Source organism: Chelatococcus sp. KU-N122 (assembly GCF_055391085.1).
Map to the genome: position 1 here is coordinate 326144 of NZ_AP043981.1, position 18948 is coordinate 345091.

Sequence of the window (18948 nt, forward strand, 5' to 3'; positions counted from 1 at the left end):
GGCAGCGTGGGCGGATCGATGACAAGTGGGTGCGGAACGCTTCTCCGCCGTCGGACGCGGCCCCGATGAGCCGGCGCGGACTGCTCGCGGCTGCCGTCATCACGACCGTGCTGGGCTGGGCGCCGTTGGTCTCGGTCGGGCTTGCGGCCGCCATCGCCTTGCTCGTGGGCTGCAGCGTCGACGAAGGCGCCGCCCGCTCCTGCCTGGTCGCCGGCATCGACATCGGCAACGGGCTCTACGCCATGGGCGTCATGGGCTGGCTGATGGTGGCAACCGGGCCGATCGCCTTCGTCGCGATCGGCCTCTGGGTGATCATCGTCATTCGGTCGCTGAGGGCCTGACCGGCGTCGGCGCTTCGGCGGCTCGACACGGCGTCCGCCTCAGGCCATGCCGAGCGCCTGCATGTAGAGCTCGAGGATCGCCTCCTCCTCCTGCCGCTCGGCATGATCCTTCTTGCGGATGCGCAGGATGGTGCGGACCGCCTTGGTGTCGAAGCCCCGTCCCTTGAGCTCGGCGAACACCTCCTTGATATCGGCGGCCAAAGCCGCCTTCTCCTCCTCGAGGCGCTCGATACGCTCGATGAACTGCTTCAGCTCCTCGGCGGCAACGCCGGAATTGGCCATGTCTGGCACTGCGGGATCGACCATGTCTGTGCTTCTGATCCTTGACGGTGAATAGGGGCGCGTCGCCCTGGAGCGCTTTGCGATTGGGTGTGTCCACCCGATCCGAGAGAAGCGCTCCAGATGAAAGACCCGATCGGATGTGTCCATCGGATCGGGACATGCTCCAGGGCGCCGATCATAGACCGCGCCAGCCGCGCCGAAATGTGGCGCATGGGCGTCCGGTTGCCCGAACGGCGACGCCGCGCTGCCCAGAAAGGCAACCAAATCAATAAATTGAGCATCGCCGGCGGCAAACGGCATTGCTGCCCTGGGGACAAGTAGGGGCCGCCATCCACAACAAATCGCGCCGCACCACCCTCGCCGGCGACCGGTCAGCCATGCTTGGCGGTCGTGGCGAAGCTTGCCTGCTGCTCGGGGGAAGCCTCGCGCTGGTGCTTCGCCTTCCACTCGTCGTAGGGCATGCCGTAGACATGCGCGCGGCTCTCCTCCCGCGAGAGGTCGAGGTTGCGGCTGTCGGCGGCGTCCTTGAGCCAGTTGGACAGGCAGTTGCGGCAGAAGCCCGCCAGGTTCATCAGCTCGATGTTCTGCACGTCCGTGCGCTCGCGGAGGTGGCTCACGAGCCGGCGAAACGCAGCCGCTTCCAGCTCGGTCATGTCAGCGTCCGATAGTGCGGCCATCTCGCCCTCCGCAGTGCATCCGCCGCTGCTGCCGGCTCGCCGGCGACAGCGTGATGATCGATCGACCAACGTATGTGGACTTGCGGCGGCGGAGCGGCAAGATCGCACGGTGCATCTGATTCGCCTGCGGGCGAGCTCGCCGCGCCATACGGTCCTGCTTTTCGTCACGATGCTGTCGACAAGGTCGGCCACAAGTTAGCCAACGCGAGCACCGCATGAACGAAGCGCCCTTCCGATTTCGCCCCCTGGAGGATGATCCACACGAGACAGCATCGACTTCGCGGGAGACACCACACCTCGATCGAGGGGCGAAACGGCTTGGCATCTCCTCGGCGCGTCCCGCCCGTTCTGCGCCCCCGCGCCGCCGTCGTGCCGGGCTGGCGCTGATCGCGGCGCTGGCGCCGCTCGCCGCCGTCCTGTTGCCCGCGCCGGCGCGTGCCGATCTGCGGCTCTGCAACATGACCAACAGCCGGCTGGGGGTGGCCCTGGGCTACCGCGATGCGCAAGGCTGGGTGACGGAGGGGTGGTGGAACCTGTCCGCGCGCGGCTGCGAGACCATGCTGCGCGGCCAACTGGCCGCCCGCTTCTATTACATCTACGCCGTCGACTACGACCGCGGTGGCGAGTGGTCCGGCAAGGCCTTCATGTGCACCCGCGACCGCGAATTCTCGGTCCGCGGTATCGAGAACTGCCTGGCCCGCGGCTTCGATCGCAACGGCTTCTTCGAAGTCGACACGGGCGAGCAGAAGAGCTGGACCGTGCAGTTGACCGACAGCCCACGTTCAAGGGAAGCGCCCAAATGAGACGTCTGCGCCGTGTGAAGATCGTCGCCACGCTGGGGCCGGCATCCGCGACGCGCGAGATGCTCGAAAAGCTGTTTGTCGCCGGTGCCGACCTGTTCCGCATCAACATGAGCCACACCACGCGCGACGCGCTCAGGGAGCGCGTCGCCGATATCCGCGCCGTGGAGGCGAAGGTGGGCCGTCCGATCGGCATCCTGGCCGACCTGCAAGGCCCCAAGCTTCGCCTCGGCGTCTTCGCTGGCGACAAGGTCATGCTCGACGCGGGCGATCGGTTCACGCTCGACGGCGACGCCACGCCGGGTGACCGCACGCGCGTGCAGCTGCCGCATCCGGAGATCCTGGCGGCGCTGGAGCCCGGCCACACCGTGCTGATCGACGACGGCAAGGTCGAGCTCAGGATCGTCGAAGTGCGCCGGGCAGGCCCCGCCACCCAGGCGGCAGCCGAGGTGGTGGTCGGCGGTCCGGTGTCCAACCGCAAGGGCGTGAGCCTGCCGGATACGACGATTCCCGTGTCGGCGCTGACCGGCAAGGACCATTCCGATCTGGAAGCCGCCCTGGACGCCGGCGTCGACTGGATCGCCGTGTCGTTCGTGCAGCGCCCAGAGGACGTGGCCGAGGTCAAGAAGACGGCGCGCGGCCGCGCCATGGTGATGGCCAAGATCGAGAAGCCGCAAGCCGTCACGCGGCTGGACGAGATCTTCGAGCTCGCCGACGGGCTGATGGTGGCGCGTGGCGATCTCGGCGTCGAAATGCCGCTCGAGCAGGTGCCTGGCATCCAGAAGCGCATCACGCGCATGGGGCGCCGCCTCGGCAAGCCCATCGTCGTCGCGACGCAGATGCTCGAATCGATGATCTCGGCGCCGGTGCCGACGCGCGCCGAGGTCTCGGATGTGGCCACCGCGGTGTTCGAGGGCGCCGACGCGATCATGCTGTCGGCCGAGAGCGCCGCCGGTCAGTATCCGGCGGAAGCGGTCGCCACCATGAACCGCATCGGCATCCAGGTGGAGAGCGATGCCAACTTCCGGGCCATCATCACGGCCCAGCGCACCGAGCCGGAAGCGACCGGCGCGGATGCGATCGCCGCCGCCGCCCGCACCATTGCCGAAACGGTCGACATCAAGACCATCGTCGCGTGGACGGCGTCGGGCTCGACCGGGCTGCGCATCGCCCGCGAGCGGCCGCAGACGCCGATGATCGCGCTGACGCCGAACGTGACCACGGCCCGGCGGCTCGCCGTGAGCTGGGGCATCCATGCAGTGGTGACCGAGGATGCGCACGACGTGGACGACATGACCCAGCGCGCCTGCAGTCACGCCTGTGACGAGGGCTTCGCGCAGGGCAATGAGCGCGTGCTGATCGTGGCCGGCATTCCGTTCGGCTCGCCCGGGGCGACCAACATGCTGCGCGTCGCCTTCGTCAACCCCGCTGGCACCGGCGGCCGATAGGGCGACGCCAAAGCGCTTGTTCTGAGAGCGTGGCGGTTCGCCCCCACCCCTCCCCACAAGGGAGAGGGAGGAGCCTCACTTTTTAAGCTTGGGGACGTTAGGCGAGGCGCCCAACCGAACGGCCTCCTTGTGGGGGCTGTCGGGAGCATGTCCTTGGACATGCTCAATCTCAAGAACCGAGGGCGCGAAGCGCTCCTGGCGGAGCGAAGCGGGGAGCGGAAGGAGCGGTGCGGGCGAACCTCGACGCCAGCAGGATCAGCCGCCAGCGAGCGGCACCGACTCAGAGGTCGCGGCCGTCGACGTCGGGCTCCAGCCGCTTCACGCGTTCCTTGATGTTCTCCAGGAACGGGTTGATCGCCAGGGCCCGGCGATAAGCTTCCAGCGCGTGCTTTTCGTCGTCGTTGGCGTTGAAGATCGTGCCGAGCCCGCTCAGGGCGCCGAAATGGCGCGGCTCCAACGACAGCGTCTTCTGGATGTCCGCGACAGCGCGCTGCTCGTCGCCCATGAGCGTGAAGACCGTCGCCCGCTTGTTCCATGCCTCGGCCCAGTTGGGGCGAATGGCGATGACGCGGTCGAGCAACTCGACCGCAAGCGGCTGGTCGCCGGCCGCCAGGGCCACGATGGCGCGGCCCATCAGCAGGTCGGCCGTGTCGCTGCCCGACTGCATCCAGCGCCGTTCGATCTGGCGCGTGATGCCGGCCGCCTCGTCCTCGTCCTTGGCCTGCGCCAGCCGGGTGAAGAGGCGGTCGAGCGTAGTGGCGCCGTCGGCCTCCCCTACCCGCTTGCCGGCCTCGGACGGCGGCCTGGCGGCTTCAGCTGGAGGCTTGGCGGATTTCGGAGCGGACGGCCGGGACGGCTCCGGCGCGGGCTGGGCCAGCGCGGCCGAGGCGGCGACGATCCAGGCGGCAGCCAATGCGGTCACCGGCGCGCAGCGGAACGAGCGCCGCCTGATGCTGGCGAAGGAGCAATTCATGGGCCGATTGTAGACGGGAACACCGCCAGCTCCAATCGACACCGCTGCGACAAACCATCAGGCCAATGCAAAACACCCACGCCGGAGGGCGCGGGTGCCTCGATCTCGATCGGGTCGGTGGGCCCGAGCGGGGCGGTCAGCCCTGGCGGGCCTTGTAGCGCTTCTGCGTCTTGTTGATGATGTAGACGCGGCCGCGGCGACGCACGAGCTGGTTGTCGCGATGGCGCCCCATGAGCGACTTCAGTGAATTGCGGATCTTCATGGTCCGTTCCCCGTCCGGCTCGACGACGAGGGCCGGCCGCAAGCTTCGACAAAAATGGTGGGCGCGACAGGGATCGAACCTGTGACCCCTACGATGTCAACGTAGTGCTCTCCCGCTGAGCTACGCGCCCTGATGGATCGAGCCGGCAGCAAGCCAATCCGCCCCGATCCACGAATTCCAAGCCGGCGACGGACCACGCTGGCAGCGCACCGTCGTCGGCCAAAACGCTGGCCGGCCGAGGAGCCAGCGCGAGCGAGCGGGCCATATACCCGCTCGCTCGCCCCGGCGCAACCGGGTATCGTGCGATTTATGCGGCGAGCAGCTTCTCGACTTCGTTCACCAGCTCGCGCAGGTGGAACGGCTTCGAGAGCACCTTGGCGTCGCGCGGTGCCTGCGAATCAGCGTTGAGCGCCACGGCCGCGAATCCCGTGATGAACATCACCTTGAGATCGGGGTCGAGCTCGGTGGCCCGGCGGGCCAGCTCGATGCCGTCCATCTCGGGCATCACGATGTCGGTCAGAAGCAGCTCGAACGGCTCTTCCCGCAAGCGATTGTAGGCGGAGAGGCCATTGTCGAACGAGGCTACGTCGTAGCCGGCGTTCTGCAGCGCCTTCACCAGAAAGCGTCGCATGTCATTATCGTCTTCGGCGAGGAGGATCTTGTTAGTCATCGGCTTCACGGAAGGGCTCGGACGTTCGACCATAAAGACTGCGCGCCGTAAAGAAGCCGTGAATGGGGCGGGCAGAGGGCCAAAGCCGGGACACGCCCGTCAGCCGATCGTCATAATGGACATCCGTGAGTTTCAACGTCAAAGTTCAGTCCCGTGGCTCCCTCAGCCCCCTAGCGGTCCCGCCCGATGCAGTCCCCGCCGGACACGACGTTCGACCCGCCTTTCGTGCTCACCGAGCCGATACGGCAATCCGTGCCGGTGGTGTTCAACGCGCCCCACGCCGGGCGCGTCTATCCACCGAGCTTCCTCGCCTCGTCCCGGCTCGATCCGCTGTCGCTGCGCCGCTCGGAGGACGCCCATGTGGATCTGCTGTTCGGCCCCATCGTGCGCTTTGGCGCGCCGCTGATGAGCGCGCGGTTTCCCCGCGCCTACCTGGACGTCAATCGCGAGCCCTACGAGCTCGATCCGCGCATGTTCGACGGTCCGTTGCCGGCCTACGCCAACAGCCGTTCGATGCGGGTCGCTGGCGGCCTCGGCACCATTCCGCGTATCGTCGCCGACGGCCACGACATCTACCGCGCCAAGCTGCCGGTGGCGGCGGCGCTGCAACGCATCGAGCACCTCTACAAGCCTTATCACCGGGTCCTGCGCCATCTGGTGACGCGCACGCTCAGGCAGTTCGGCGCCGTGGTGCTGGTCGATTGCCACTCCATGCCGTCCACCAGCCTGCCGCGCCACGAGGGCCAGACTGCCGACATCGTGCTCGGCGACCGCTACGGCACCAGTTGCGACGGCCGCGTGACCGACCTCCTGGAGACCCTGTTCAACGCCCTGGGCTACACGGTCGCCCGCAACAAGCCCTACGCCGGCGGCTTCATCACCGAGCACTACGGCGCCCCTGCCACGGCCCGGCACGCCATCCAGGTCGAGATCAACCGCGGCCTCTACATGGACGAGCGGACGCTGGAGCCGAATCACGGCTGGGCGATGCTGGAGGAGCACCTGACCCACGTGTTCGGCGAATTCGTCACCAGGGTCGCCGCCGATTCGATGTCGCGTCCGATCGCTGCCGAGTAGCGCGGCGGCGCCGTGCTGCGGGAGCCGGCGCGAACCAGGCGTCGAGCATGCCCCCGTTCTACCGAGGCCAACAGCCTGGAACGCGCTCCGATCCTGTGAGTCGGGGGAGCCTGCTTCCGGGTGACTGCGCCCGATAGCGCGGCGCGCTGGCCGCCGGGCTCCGTCCAAGAAAAAGGGCCGCACCAGAGGTGCGGCCCAAGTCTAGGGAGGAAACGCCCAAGGAGGGCAGCGATCCCGTCATGGACGGTACCGCACTGCAACAAGATGCCACCGCACCGCACAAAATGCAAGAGGCAAGGCATGGCCCCGACCGCATTTTCCGCGGCGCGGTTCGGAAACAATTGAACCGTCTCGTCTTTTTGCTATCCACAAGCGCCGGGTCCGGTCATCGGGCGGCGGCTTCGAGGACAGCCCATGACAGCGGTCGATTTCGGTGCCTTCGTCGACGAGCTCGCGGACGTGTCGGGCCGGACGATCAATCCCTTCTTCCGCTCCATGCTGATCGCCGAGAACAAGTCGGCGGGCGGCGATTTCGATCCGGTCACGGAAGCCGACCGGGCGGCCGAATCGGCCATGCGGTCGCTCATCCGCCGCACCTTTCCGGCCCATGGCATCGAGGGCGAGGAGTTCGACGATGAACGCCCCGACGCGGAGTACGTATGGGTCCTCGATCCGATCGACGGGACCCGCGCCTTCATCAGCGGATTGCCGCTGTGGGGCACGCTGATCGGCCTCAAGCACCACGGCCACCCCGCCTACGGGCTGATGCACCAGCCCTTCATCGGCGAGCGGTTCTTCGGCAACGGCGGCGAGAGCGGCTACCGGCGCGGCAGCGACCAGCGCATCATCCGGACGCGACGCTGCGCGGGCCTCGACGCGGCCACCCTGGCCTCGACCTCGCCGCGGCTGTTCGAGGGCGGTGCGCTCGATGCCTTCGGCCGGGTGGAGCGCGCCTGCCGACTCACCCGCTTCGGCACGGACTGCTACGCCTATTGCCTGCTCGCCGCCGGCCACATCGACCTGGTGGTCGAGGCGGGGCTCAAGGCGTGCGATATCGTGCCGCTCGTGCCGATCATCGAGGGGGCGGGCGGCATCATCACCACGTGGGACGGGGCACCGGTCAGGGGCGGCGGTGCGGTCGTGGCGGCCGGCGACCGGCGCGTACATGCCCAGGCGCTCGAGCTGCTCGCCGGGAGCGCCGGCTGATGAGCGGCGACGGCAGCTGCCCGTTCTGCGCCATCGCGGCCGGACGCATTCCCGCCACCCGGGTCTACGAGAGCGACCGGCTGATGGCGTTCCTCGATATCCATCCGATACGCCCCGGCCACACGCTGATCGTGCCCCGCGACCATTTCGCCTGTTTCGATGACCTGCCGCCGGACCTCGCGGCCGAGATCGTACAGCTCGGCCAGCGCATCGGCGCCGCGCTCAAGGCCGTCTACGGCGTGCCGCGGGCCGGCTTCCTCTTCACCGGCACCGACGTCGCGCACGCCCACGCGCACGTGCTGCCGCTGCTGGAGGGCACCGACATCACCTCGCGCCGCTATATCGCCGAAGAGCACCTCACCTTCCGCGGCGCGCCGCGCGCCGACGGCGCGGACCTGGCGGCCGCGGCGGCCCTGCTGCGCGACCGCCTGGCCTGACCCGGGCGTGTCCCCCGGGACACGCCGACAACTGTTCAGGCTCAGCTTCGTCGAAGGAAGCATCGACTCCCGGTTGCCGCGCTGCTAGGCCGCCCGCGGGAATTGGGGGTATCTATGTACAAAGCGTTTTTCGTCGCGGCGTCGGCCGCGGCGCTCGTCGGCGCGGGCTGCGGCACGGTCGTGCGCGGCACCACGGAGAAGGTCACGGTCGAATCCAATCCGCCCGGCGCGCAGGTGATCTCGAACATGGGCATGAGCTGCCCGGCGACCCCCTGCATCTGGGATGTGCCGCGCAAGCAGGAGTTCATCGCCACCTTCACGCTCGACGGCTACCACCCGGTCCAGATACCGGTGACGACGCGCCTGAGCGGCGGCGGCGCCGCCGGGCTTGCCGGCAACGTCCTCGTCGGCGGCGTGATCGGCGTGGGCGTCGACGCCGCCACGGGGGCGCCGCTGGATCACACGCCCAACCCGGTCATGGCCGACATGATGCCCATCGAGACCAAGCCGGCCGCGAAGCCGCGGCGCGGCCGCGGCCCCCGCGGCGAAAGCTAGAGCCTTTCCCTATTGGATGAGCATCATCCTCTTGAGCATTTCGCAATTGGATGAGATCATCCAATTGCAGAGAAATGCTCATAACTTTTTGAATCTGGAGCGCTTTTCTGCGATTGGGTGGCTCCACCCAATCGCAGAGCGCTCTAGCGCGCAGCTCTCGCGGCGGTCGCCGTCGTCGCGACGGCGCTGCCGGGAATGAAGGCGTCGAAGGCGGCGAAGAAGGCCTCGCGGATCGGCTCCCGCTCCATCAGCACCTCGTGCCGCGAGGCCGGGATGACGATGGCGTGGCCGGTCTTCAGACGCGCCGCGAAGTGCTCGACCGCGATCGTCGACACGATCCTGTCCTCGCCGGCGCCGATGACCAGGATCGGTGTCGTGATCGAGGCGCCGAAGCGTGGCTCCTGGAGCGCCGCCATGCAGCGGAAAGCGGCGTTGAGCCACGAGATCGTGGGATCGCCGACGGCGATGTCCGACCGGGCCGCCGCTGCGTTGCGGGCGTAGCGCACAGGGTCGCTGCTCACCCGGTTGCCCGCGAACGGCTTGGTCTGGATCGAGGTGGCGCCGCCGCCCGGAACATAGGCGGTGCCGAGCCCGATCACGTCGAGGCCCTGCGCCAGGGCGCGCGCCAGCCGGGGCATCGAGATCAGCGCGATATCGACCATCGGCGCGATGGTCACGACGCGGGCAAAGCGCCCAAAGCCTTGGCTCAACGCCTGCAAAAGGATCGCGCCGCCCATGGAATGGGCGAGGCCGAACAGCGGCCCTGGCCAGTCGGGCGGCACCGCCTGGTCGAGCACCGCCTCCAGATCCAGCCGGTAGAGCGAAAAGTCGTCCACGTGCCCCTTGCCGGGGTTCGACAGGTCGCGCTCGGATCCCCCTTGCCCGCGCCAGTCGAAGGCCACCACCGCGAAGCCGCGGGCCAGCAGATCGCCCACGGTCTCGAAGTACTTTTCCAGGAACTCGGCTCGCCCCTGGAGGATGCAGACGGTTCCCTTCGGCTCGGCCGCGGCGGTGCGCGCCGCCCAGCGCACGGCGCGCAGCGTGCGCCCGTCGTCGGTCGCCACGCGGACGAGCTCCGCGCCGGCGGGAATCGGGTTATCGGCGGTCTCGACGAAATCGACGCTGTCCACGCTCGTCTCCGATATCCGCTGGCGGACATGCTCGGCCGCCCCGGCCGATGCCAAGCTCGCCCGCGGGCGCCGCATACGTGGCCTTGACACCGTCCGAGCGCGTTCCCAACTGTTCGTCGTGCAGGCCAGACGGCTGCACATCCATAGCTGATCCGCGCTCATGACGAGGCGGATTTTGCATGTCGCTTCACTTGGAGGATATGCCATGCGACAGTTCGATTTGTCCCCCCTCTACCGCTCCACGGTCGGTTTCGACGGCGTGTTCAACATGCTCGACAAGCTGACTGCGGTCGACAGCGCTCCCACCTATCCGCCCTACAACATCGAGCGCACGGGCGAGAACGCTTACCGCATCACGGTGGCGGTGGCCGGCTTCGGCGAGAGCGAGCTCTCCATCGAGGTCAAGGAAAACACCCTCAGCATCCGCGGCGACAAAAGCGCGCCGACGTCCGGCGAGAAGGCCGAGGTGCTCTATCAGGGCATTGCCTCGCGTGCCTTCGAGCGCCGCTTCCAGCTCGCCGACCATGTCCAGGTCGTCGGCGCCGAGCTGCGCAACGGCCTGCTGCACGTCGACCTCGTCCGCGAGATCCCGGAAACCAAGAAGCCCCGGCAAATCCCCATCGGCGGCAATGGCGGCGCCAGGGTAGAGGCGCCCATCATCGACGCCAAGCTCGAGACGAAGGCCGCGGCCTGACCGGCCGTAGAGCGTCGTCGCGACGATCGAAAGGCGCCCTTCGGGGCGCCTTTTTTGTGCGACCCGGCGATGCAGGGGGCGCAGCTCAGGCGCCCTTGTGCGCAGTCTGGAAATCTGCCAAGGTACGGGTAGGACAGCCCTGCTGTCCATTTTTTGAGGTCGCGGGCGCTTGCGCGCGCTCGACCTGTCGGACCGGGCGGGCCACAATGGCGGCGCAGATGAATGCGGCGGATCGAAAGAGCCTGAAACCGACTGTCCGCGTCATGCGGACGACGGGCGCGCGCGCAGCCTGACGGCTGGCCGAGCCCGCAGGGGTGCGGGCGCAGCGCCAGAGCGACCGAACCTCGACAATGCGAGTTCCGGCGGGCACCAGATGGGGTCCGGCCGGGCGATCTGGCATCGAAATTGCCGTGTTCCACGGCAGTGAACGTCTTGGACCGTCTTGGCGTCGGGGGCCAGCTGACATGCGCGACACGATCGGCGACACCGCAATCCAGACCGCTTCATCCGCGCCCCGCCGCGGCGTCGACCCCGGCTTCCCGGCGCCGACGGGGCTGTACGACCCGGCGAACGAGCACGATTCGTGCGGCGTCGGCTTCGTCGCCAACATGAAGAACGAGAAGTCGCACGCGATCATCGAGCATGGGCTCTCGATCCTGCGAAATCTGGAGCACCGGGGAGCGGTCGGGGCCGATCCCAAGGCGGGCGACGGATGCGGCCTGCTGCTGCAGATGCCGCACGAGTTCTTCGCCGACGAATGTCCCAAGCTGGGCATCACGCTGCCGACGGCCGGCGACTATGCCGTGGGCCACTTCTTCATGCCGCGCGACCCGGAGGGCCGCCGCCTGATCGAGGCCATCGTCGAGCGCGCCACCGCGGCCGAAGGCCAGGTCCTGCTCGGCTGGCGCGACGTGCCGGTCGACAACTCCGACCTCGGCTACAGCGTCAAGCCGACCGAGCCGTTCCATCGCCAGGTGTTCATCGGCCGCGGCGTCGACACCGCGCCCGACGACGAGTTCGAGCGGCGGCTGTTCGTGCTGCGCAAGGTGGTCTCCAACGCGGTCAACGATCTCGGCGACGCGCGCGTCTCGGGCTACTATGCCGTGTGCCTGTCCTCACGGACCCTCGTCTACAAGGGCATGCTGCTGTCGACCCAGCTCGGCGCCTACTACCTCGACCTCAAGGACCCGCGCATGGTCTCGGCCATCGCGCTGGTGCACCAGCGGTTCGCCACCAACACCTTTCCCACCTGGTCGCTGGCCCACCCCTACCGCATGGTCGCCCACAACGGCGAGATCAACACCCTGCGCGGCAACGTGAACTGGATGGCGGCGCGGCAGGCGTCCGTCTCCTCGCCGCTGTTCGGCAACGACATCTCCAAGCTGTGGCCGATCTCCTACGAAGGCCAGTCGGACACCGCCTGCTTCGACAACGCGCTCGAGTTCCTGGTGCGCGGCGGCTATTCGCTCGCCCACGCCATGATGATGCTGATCCCCGAGGCCTGGGCTGGCAATCCGCTCATGGACGAGGAGCGGCGCCATTTCTACGAGTACCATGCCGCGCTGATGGAGCCGTGGGACGGTCCGGCGGCGATCGCCTTCACCGACGGCCGCCAGATCGGCGCCACGCTCGACCGCAACGGCCTGCGGCCGGCCCGCTATTTCGTGACGCGCGACGGCCTCGTGGTCATGGCGTCGGAAATGGGCGTGCTCACCTTCCCCGAGGAGGAGATCGTCGAGAAGTGGCGCCTGCAGCCGGGCAAGATGCTGCTCATCGACCTGGAGAAGGGCCGCATCGTTTCCGACGACGAGATCAAGCGTGAGCTCGCCACCAGCCATCCCTACCGCGAGTGGCTGGAGCACACGCAGATCGTGCTGGAGGATCTGCGGCCGGTGGAGGCGCGCGCACCGCGCGCCGACGTGTCGCTGCTCGATCGCCAGCAGGCCTTCGGCTACACCCAGGAAGACCTGCGCATGCTGATGGCCCCCATGGCCATCACCGGCCAGGAGGCGGTGGGCTCCATGGGCACCGACACGCCGATCGCGGCGCTGTCGGCCAAGTCCAAGCCGCTCTTCACCTACTTCAAGCAGAACTTCGCCCAGGTGACCAACCCGCCGATCGATCCGATCCGCGAGGAGCTGGTCATGAGCCTGGTGTCGTTCATCGGGCCGCGGCCGAACATCCTCGACCACGAGGGCACCTCGCGCCTGAAGCGGCTCGAGGTGCGCCAGCCGATCCTGACCAACGGCGACCTGGAGAAGATCCGCAACATCGGCGCCATCGAGGACCAGTTCGACACCAAGACGCTGGACATCACCTACGCGACCAAGTCGGGCGCGGCGGGGATGGAGCTCGCGCTCGAGCGGCTGTGCGAGCGCGCCGAGGCGGCGGTCCGCGGTCGCTACAACATCATCGTGCTGTCGGATCGCCAGGTCGGGCCTGATCGCATCCCGATCCCGGCCCTGCTCGCCACCGCAGCCGTGCACCATCACCTGATCCGCAAGGGCCTGCGCACCTCGGTGGGCCTGGTCGTCGAGACCGGCGAGGCGCGCGAGGTGCACCACTTCGCCTGCCTGGCGGGCTACGGTGCCGAGGCCATCAACCCCTATCTCGCCTTCGACACCATCCTCGACCTGCACAGCCGCGGCGAGTTCCCGGCCGAGGTCGATCGCAAGGAGGCGGTGAAGCGCTACATCAAGTCGATCGGCAAGGGCCTGCTCAAGGTGGCGTCCAAGATGGGCATCTCCACCTACCAGTCCTATTGCGGCGCGCAGATCTTCGACGCCGTCGGGCTGTCGAGCGCCTTCGTCGCCCGCTACTTCACCGGCACCGCCACGCCGATCGAGGGCGTGGGGCTGGCCGAGGTGGCGGAGGAGACCGCGCGGCGCCACGAGGATGCCTTCGGCAATGCGCCGATCTACCTCACCGCACTCGACGTGGGTGGCGACTATGCCTATCGCGTGCGCGGCGAGGACCACGCCTGGACCGCCGACACGGTGCGTGATCTCCAGCACGCGGTCCGCGGCAACTCGCTCGAGCGCTACCAGACCTACGCCCAGCGCCTGAACGACCAAGACGAGCGGCTGCTGACGATCCGCGGCCTGTTCGGTATCCGCACCGCCGAGGAGGACGGGCGCGCGCCCGTGCCGCTCGACGAAGTCGAGCCAGCTAAGGACATCGTCAAGCGCTTCGCCACCGGCGCGATGTCGTTCGGCTCGATCTCGCGCGAGGCGCACACGACGCTGGCCATCGCCATGAACCGGATCGGCGGCAAGTCGAACACCGGCGAGGGCGGCGAGGAGACCGACCGCTTCAGGCCGTTGGCGAACGGCGATTCCATGCGCTCGGCCATCAAGCAGGTGGCCTCGGGGCGCTTCGGCGTGACGACGGAATATCTCGTCAACTCCGACATGATGCAGATCAAGATGGCGCAGGGCGCCAAGCCCGGCGAGGGCGGCCAGTTGCCCGGCCACAAGGTCGACGCCGTCATCGCCAAGGTGCGCCATTCGACCCCGGGCGTCGGCCTGATCTCGCCGCCGCCGCACCATGACATCTATTCGATCGAGGATCTGGCGCAGCTCATCTACGATCTGAAGAACGTCAATCCGGCGGGCGCCGTGTCGGTGAAGCTGGTGTCCGAAGTGGGCGTCGGCACGGTGGCGGCCGGCGTCTCCAAGGCGCGCGCCGACCATGTGACCATAGCCGGCTTCGAGGGCGGCACCGGCGCCTCGCCGCTGACCTCGATCAAGCATGCGGGCTCCCCGTGGGAGATCGGCCTGGCGGAGACGCACCAGACCCTGGTCGCCAACCGCCTGCGCAGCCGCATCGTGGTGCAGGTCGACGGCGGCCTCAGGACCGGCCGCGACGTGATCATCGGGGCGCTGCTGGGCGCCGACGAGTTCGGCTTCGCTACGGCGCCGCTGATCGCCGCCGGCTGCATCATGATGCGCAAGTGCCACCTGAACACCTGCCCCGTGGGCGTGGCGACCCAGGATCCGGTGCTGCGCAAGCGCTTCGTCGGCACGCCCGAGCACGTCATCAACTTCTTCTTCTTCGTCGCTGAAGAAGTGCGCGAGATCATGGCCACGCTCGGCTACCGGACCTTCAATGAAATGGTCGGGCAGATCCAGATGCTCGACAAGCGTCGCGTCATCGAGCACTGGAAGGCGAAGGGCCTCGACTTCTCCAGGCTGTTCCACAAGCCGGAGGAAGCCGAGGGCTACACCATCTACCACAGCGAAATCCAGGACCATCACCTGGACCAGGTGCTCGACCGCAAGCTGATCGCCGAGGCGCAGCCGGCGCTCGAGCGGCGCGAAGCCGTGGTGATCGAGCATGCGATCTGCAGCGTCGACCGGACCACGGGCGCCATGCTGTCCGGCGAGATCGCCAAGCGCTTCGGCCATGCCGGCCTGCCGCCCGACACCATCACGGTGAAGCTCAAGGGAACGGCGGGCCAGTCGTTCGGCGCCTGGGTGGCGGCGGGCGTCACGCTCGACCTGGAGGGCGAGGCCAACGACTACGTCGGCAAGGGCCTGTCCGGCGGCCGCATCGTCGTGCGGCCTCCGGCCAATGCCACCATCGTGCCGGAGAAGTCGATCATCGTCGGCAACACCGTGCTGTACGGCGCCATCGCCGGAGAGTGCTACTTCCGCGGGGTCGCGGGCGAGCGCTTCGCCGTGCGCAATTCCGGCGCCATCGCCGTCGTCGAGGGCACGGGCGACCATGGCTGCGAGTACATGACCGGCGGCGTCGTCGTGGTGATCGGCCAGACCGGGCGCAACTTCGCCGCCGGCATGTCGGGCGGCATCGCCTACGTGCTCGACGAGGACGGCACCTTCGCCAAGCGCTGCAACCTCTCCATGGTCGACCTGGAGCCGGTGGCCGAGGAAGAGGAACTGCTCGAGCGCCTGCACCACCAGGGCGGCGATCTGACCTTCAAGGGACGCATCGACGTGCTCGACAACATGTCGCGGCAGGATGCGGAGCGGCTGCATCAGCTCATCACCGACCATCACCGCTATACGGGGTCGGGCCGGGCAGCCGAGATCCTGCAAAACTGGAGCGACTACCTGCCGAAGTTCGTCAAGGTGATGCCGGTCGAGTATCGGCGCGCGCTCGAGGAGATCGAGATGTCGCTGCGGCAGGTCGCTGCCGAGTAGGGCCGCCGGCGCGGGCGGATGGCGTGCGCCGGGCTTCGGCCGGGCCAGCCATCCTGCCCGAGCGGGCTTCTCTTCGCTTCCGCACAGGTTGGAATTCGAATAGCTAAATAGTGGCACGCACCGGATGCGTGAGAGGGGCTTTCGCAGGCGATGGGCAAGGTGACCGGCTTCATGGAGATCGATCGTCAGGACCGCAAGTATCGGCCTGCGTCGGATCGCATTCGCCACTACCAGGAATTCGTGATCCCGCTGGGCGAGCAAGGCACCCGTGACCAGGCGGCGCGCTGCATGGAATGCGGCATCCCGTATTGTCACAATGGTTGTCCGGTGAACAACCAGATCCCGGACTGGAACGACCTCGTCTACCACGGCAGCTGGGAAGAGGCGCTCCGCAACCTCCATTCCACCAACAACTTCCCCGAGTTCACCGGCCGCATCTGTCCGGCGCCGTGCGAAGCCTCGTGCACGCTGAACCTCACCGATGCCCCGGTGACCATCAAGACGATCGAGTGTGCGATCATCGACAAGGGCTGGGCCGAAGGCTGGATCGCCCCGCTGCCGCCGGACACCAAGACCGGCAAGCGCGTCGCCATCGTGGGCTCGGGCCCGGCGGGGCTCGCCTGCGCCCAGCAACTGGCCCGCGCCGGCCATGACGTGCACGTGTACGAGAAGCACGGCCGCGCCGGCGGCCTGCTGCGCTATGGCATCCCCGACTTCAAGATGGAGAAGCACCACATCGACCGGCGCGTGGCGCAGATGGAGGCCGAAGGCGTCACCTTCCATTACAACTGCCATGTCGGCGTGACCGTCCCGGCCCAGGAGCTGCTCGACACGCACGACGCCGTCGTCCTGACCGGCGGCGCCGAGAAGCCGCGCGATCTGCCGATCGAGGGCCGCGACCTCACCGGCGTTCATTTCGCCATGGAGTTCCTGCCGCAGCAGAACCGCCGCGTCAGCCGCGAGAACGTGGACACCGGCAAGCCGATCCTCGCTTCGGGCAAGCATGTCGTGGTCATCGGCGGCGGCGATACCGGCTCGGACTGCATCGGCACCTCGGTGCGTCAGGGAGCCCTGTCGGTCACCCAGCTGGAAATCATGCCGCTGCCGCCGGAGAAGGAGAACAAGCTGCTGACCTGGCCGGACTGGCCGCTGAAGCTGCGCACGTCGTCGAGCCACGAGGAAGGGGCGGCGCGGGAGTTCGCCGTGTCCACCAGCCGCTTCGTCGGCGAGAGCGGCCGCGTCAAGGCGGTCGCCTGCACACGGGTCGACTCCGCCTTCAAGCCGGTGGCGGGCACCGAGTTCGAGCTCAAGGCGGACCTGGTGCTCCTCGCCATGGGCTTCACCCAGCCGGTCCACGACGGCCTGCTGACCGAGTTGGCCGTCGGCTTCGACCCGCGCGGCAATGTCGCCGCCAACACGCGCGACTATCGCTCGTCGCGCGACAAGGTGTTCGCGGCCGGCGACATGCGCCGCGGCCAGTCGCTGGTCGTCTGGGCCATCCGCGAAGGCCGCCAGTGCGCCCGCTCGGTGGACGAGTTCCTGCAGGGCCGTTCGACGCTGCCGCGGTGATCCGGGCAACCGCGGGGTTTCAAGACACCGCTTGATGGGTGGTGTGGCGCCGGCCTGGCCGCCCGTTCACATGCCGGCTTCGGCTTGGTCTCGCAAGATTTGCCCCGCGCCAAGCTTCGCCTGGCGACGGACCACGGCCTTACGATCCCTGCTTCGGCCAGCGGAAATCGTCGGCGCGGCCGGGCCGCGGATCGACCGCAAGGCCCTCCCCGAACACACGATCGATCAGGGCCGACGCATCGCCCGTCTTCTTCGGGGCGGTCGCCAGCAGCACGCCACCGGGGGTCACCTCCGTCTCGGTCAGCGGCAGGATGGGGCCGGCCAAGGGCTTTGCCGCGAGGCCTGCGCTGCCCGGCAACTCCGGCAGCGCGGTCATCTGCCGATCGATGAGCTCCGCCGGGTCGGTCGTCTCGGGGCCCGCCGACGGCTTGAGCGACAAGCCAGCGGTCGCCGATTTGGAGTCGAGGATACGCCTGATCTCGACATTGACGAAGTGAGCCAGCTTACGTTCGCCCGCCTTGGTAAAATGAACACCGTCGTTGCTGCGTAGCTTGACCTTTTCGCCGGAGACGTCGGGGCCGTAGGCCGAGTAGCGGTTGTCGGCGTCGACGAAGGCCTCCCAGACGTCGACGAACACGCCGCCCGCCCGCTCGACCAAGCCGCGGTCGAGGGTGTTCAAGGCGGCCATCTCGCCCGACAATTTCTCGTCCTTCATCGGCGGCTGGCCAGCCCAGATCACCGGGATCTTCCTGTCCGCGAAGCCCTTGACCAGGTCGGCGACGCGAGCGCTGTAGAGCTGGAGCCAGCGGTCGCTGCCGGGCTCGGCCACCGTCTCGCCGTCCTTGATCGGCTGGCGATCGTTGGTCCCCACCATGATGACCGCGATGCTCAGCTTGTCGTGGCCGGCCAGCGCCTCCTGCGCCGCCTTGGACAGGTCGTAGGCATCCAACCGCGCCAGGCTCGCCTCACCGTTGGCCTTGCTGGTGACCACCACGTCCTGGTTGTCGCTCATCGCCACGTCGAGACCTTGCGCCAGCGCCTGGCCCAGGCCGTCGCCGAAGACGGCGATGAAGGTCGACGGGTTCACCTTCGGCTTGACGGCTTCGCGCGCCGGCGAGCGCGCTGCCCGGCGCATGGGCAGCGACGGCGCCGGACCGTCGTACCGGGGGACGTGCCGGCTGCTGCGGCGAATGCTGCGAGGCTGTTCGACCTCCTCCGGCTGCGCGCGCCGGTACTCCGGCTGCGCACGACGATAGACCGGCGGCGCGCGCCGGTATTCCATCCGCGGCTCTGCCTCCCGCTGCACGGGCCGGTAGTAGGGCCGATGGACATAGGTCGGTCTGGGCGGGCGAGCCGGCGCCGCGGCCGGCGGCGGCGCCCCTCCGCCGAACAGGGACTCGAAGAAGCCGCGCGGCGGCGCCGGCGGCCGCTGAGGGCTCGGCGCGGGGCGAGAATACTGCCGCGGCGGCGGCCGATTGGACCGCTGGAACAACGGGCTGCGCAGGTCGGAGTCGAGCGCACTGACCGTCACCCCACCTGTCGCCAGGCAGGCCAGGACGGCGCAGGTCAACACAACCAGCTTCCGGTGGATCATGTCCCTCTCGAACGGCAACCCGGCCGTGGCTCGCGCCGACGGCCAGGCCCTCCTCAAGCAGCACTTTGCGG

17 protein-coding genes and 1 tRNA gene are annotated in these 18948 nt (G+C 68.2%); 10 read left to right on the forward strand and 8 right to left on the reverse strand.

Annotated features, from left to right (window positions below; genetic code table 11):
- Nucleotides 1–65 precede the first annotated feature (65 nt).
- The gene (locus tag ACZ5PO_RS01470; protein WP_464189530.1) at nt 66–341 is read left to right on the forward strand and encodes a hypothetical protein; all 276 of its coding nucleotides are present in this window, start codon (nt 66–68) and stop codon (nt 339–341) included.
- Nucleotides 342–380: 39 nt separating this feature from the next.
- Here the strand turns inward: ACZ5PO_RS01470 and ACZ5PO_RS01475 are convergent, their stop codons facing one another.
- Complete coding sequence (locus ACZ5PO_RS01475; RefSeq protein ID WP_464189532.1) at nt 381–647, reverse strand: DUF2312 domain-containing protein; 267 nt, start codon at nt 645–647, stop codon at nt 381–383.
- A 347-nt stretch (nt 648–994) separates the two neighbouring features.
- The gene (locus tag ACZ5PO_RS01480) at nt 995–1300 is read right to left on the reverse strand and encodes a DUF1244 domain-containing protein (protein ID WP_464189534.1); all 306 of its coding nucleotides are present in this window, start codon (nt 1298–1300) and stop codon (nt 995–997) included.
- 323 nt (nt 1301–1623) lie between these two features.
- On the opposite strand from ACZ5PO_RS01480, the gene ACZ5PO_RS01485 reads away from it, so the two are divergent.
- Both ACZ5PO_RS01485 and pyk read left to right on the forward strand, forming a co-directional pair.
- Nucleotides 1624–2103, forward strand: coding sequence for a DUF1036 domain-containing protein (locus ACZ5PO_RS01485; protein WP_464196602.1), 480 nt, complete (start codon nt 1624–1626; stop codon nt 2101–2103).
- Nucleotides 2100–3548, forward strand: a complete 1449-nt coding sequence (gene pyk, locus ACZ5PO_RS01490) for a pyruvate kinase (RefSeq protein WP_464189536.1) — start codon at nt 2100–2102, stop codon at nt 3546–3548. The genes ACZ5PO_RS01485 and pyk overlap by 4 nt, the downstream gene beginning before the upstream one ends.
- 280 nt (nt 3549–3828) lie before the next feature.
- Here pyk and ACZ5PO_RS01495 read toward each other — a convergent pair whose 3' ends face one another.
- The 4 genes from ACZ5PO_RS01495 to cpdR form a co-directional block, all read right to left on the reverse strand.
- Nucleotides 3829–4521, reverse strand: coding sequence for a tetratricopeptide repeat protein (locus tag ACZ5PO_RS01495; RefSeq protein WP_464189538.1), 693 nt, complete (start codon nt 4519–4521; stop codon nt 3829–3831).
- Nucleotides 4522–4657: 136 nt separating this feature from the next.
- Nucleotides 4658–4783: a type B 50S ribosomal protein L36 gene (gene ykgO, locus ACZ5PO_RS01500; RefSeq protein WP_188609335.1), complete on the reverse strand. Its 126-nt coding sequence runs from the start codon at nt 4781–4783 to the stop codon at nt 4658–4660.
- 55 nt (nt 4784–4838) lie between these two features.
- Nucleotides 4839–4913 (reverse strand) — tRNA-Val (locus ACZ5PO_RS01505).
- 177 nt (nt 4914–5090) lie between these two features.
- On the reverse strand, nt 5091–5453 hold the full coding sequence (gene cpdR / locus ACZ5PO_RS01510) for a cell cycle two-component system response regulator CpdR (protein WP_464196604.1): 363 nt from the start codon (nt 5451–5453) through the stop codon (nt 5091–5093).
- A 186-nt stretch (nt 5454–5639) separates the two neighbouring features.
- Between cpdR and ACZ5PO_RS01515 the strand changes: the two genes are divergently transcribed.
- From ACZ5PO_RS01515 to ACZ5PO_RS01530, 4 genes are all read left to right on the forward strand, one after another.
- Nucleotides 5640–6530: an N-formylglutamate amidohydrolase gene (locus ACZ5PO_RS01515; RefSeq protein WP_464189540.1), complete on the forward strand. Its 891-nt coding sequence runs from the start codon at nt 5640–5642 to the stop codon at nt 6528–6530.
- Nucleotides 6531–6944: 414 nt separating this feature from the next.
- Entirely contained in the window at nt 6945–7736 is a 792-nt protein-coding gene (gene hisN / locus ACZ5PO_RS01520) for a histidinol-phosphatase (RefSeq protein ID WP_464189542.1), read from the forward strand.
- A complete protein-coding gene (locus ACZ5PO_RS01525) occupies nt 7736–8173 on the forward strand; it encodes an HIT family protein (protein WP_464189545.1) in 438 nt (145 codons plus the stop codon). The genes hisN and ACZ5PO_RS01525 overlap by 1 nt, the downstream gene beginning before the upstream one ends.
- Before the next feature lie 114 nt (nt 8174–8287).
- Nucleotides 8288–8728: a translation initiation factor 2 gene (locus ACZ5PO_RS01530; protein ID WP_464189547.1), complete on the forward strand. Its 441-nt coding sequence runs from the start codon at nt 8288–8290 to the stop codon at nt 8726–8728.
- A 143-nt stretch (nt 8729–8871) separates the two neighbouring features.
- Here the strand turns inward: ACZ5PO_RS01530 and ACZ5PO_RS01535 are convergent, their stop codons facing one another.
- Nucleotides 8872–9858, reverse strand: coding sequence for an alpha/beta fold hydrolase (locus ACZ5PO_RS01535; RefSeq protein ID WP_464189550.1), 987 nt, complete (start codon nt 9856–9858; stop codon nt 8872–8874).
- 205 nt (nt 9859–10063) lie between these two features.
- On the opposite strand from ACZ5PO_RS01535, the gene ACZ5PO_RS01540 reads away from it, so the two are divergent.
- The 3 genes from ACZ5PO_RS01540 to ACZ5PO_RS01550 all read left to right on the forward strand — a co-directional run bounded on the left by ACZ5PO_RS01540 (nt 10064) and on the right by ACZ5PO_RS01550 (nt 17283).
- Nucleotides 10064–10552 carry an Hsp20 family protein gene (locus tag ACZ5PO_RS01540; RefSeq protein ID WP_464189552.1) on the forward strand — a complete coding sequence of 163 codons (489 nt, stop codon included), beginning with the start codon at nt 10064–10066 and terminating at the stop codon, nt 10550–10552.
- A 464-nt stretch (nt 10553–11016) separates the two neighbouring features.
- Complete coding sequence (gene gltB / locus ACZ5PO_RS01545) at nt 11017–15714, forward strand: glutamate synthase large subunit (protein WP_464189554.1); 4698 nt, start codon at nt 11017–11019, stop codon at nt 15712–15714.
- 150 nt (nt 15715–15864) lie between these two features.
- Nucleotides 15865–17283, forward strand: a complete 1419-nt coding sequence (locus ACZ5PO_RS01550) for a glutamate synthase subunit beta (protein ID WP_464189557.1) — start codon at nt 15865–15867, stop codon at nt 17281–17283.
- Between the two features lie 139 nt (nt 17284–17422).
- On the opposite strand, the gene ACZ5PO_RS01555 is transcribed toward ACZ5PO_RS01550, so the two are convergent.
- Nucleotides 17423–18877: an SGNH/GDSL hydrolase family protein gene (locus ACZ5PO_RS01555; protein ID WP_464189559.1), complete on the reverse strand. Its 1455-nt coding sequence runs from the start codon at nt 18875–18877 to the stop codon at nt 17423–17425.
- Between the last annotated feature and the right edge of the window lie 71 nt (nt 18878–18948).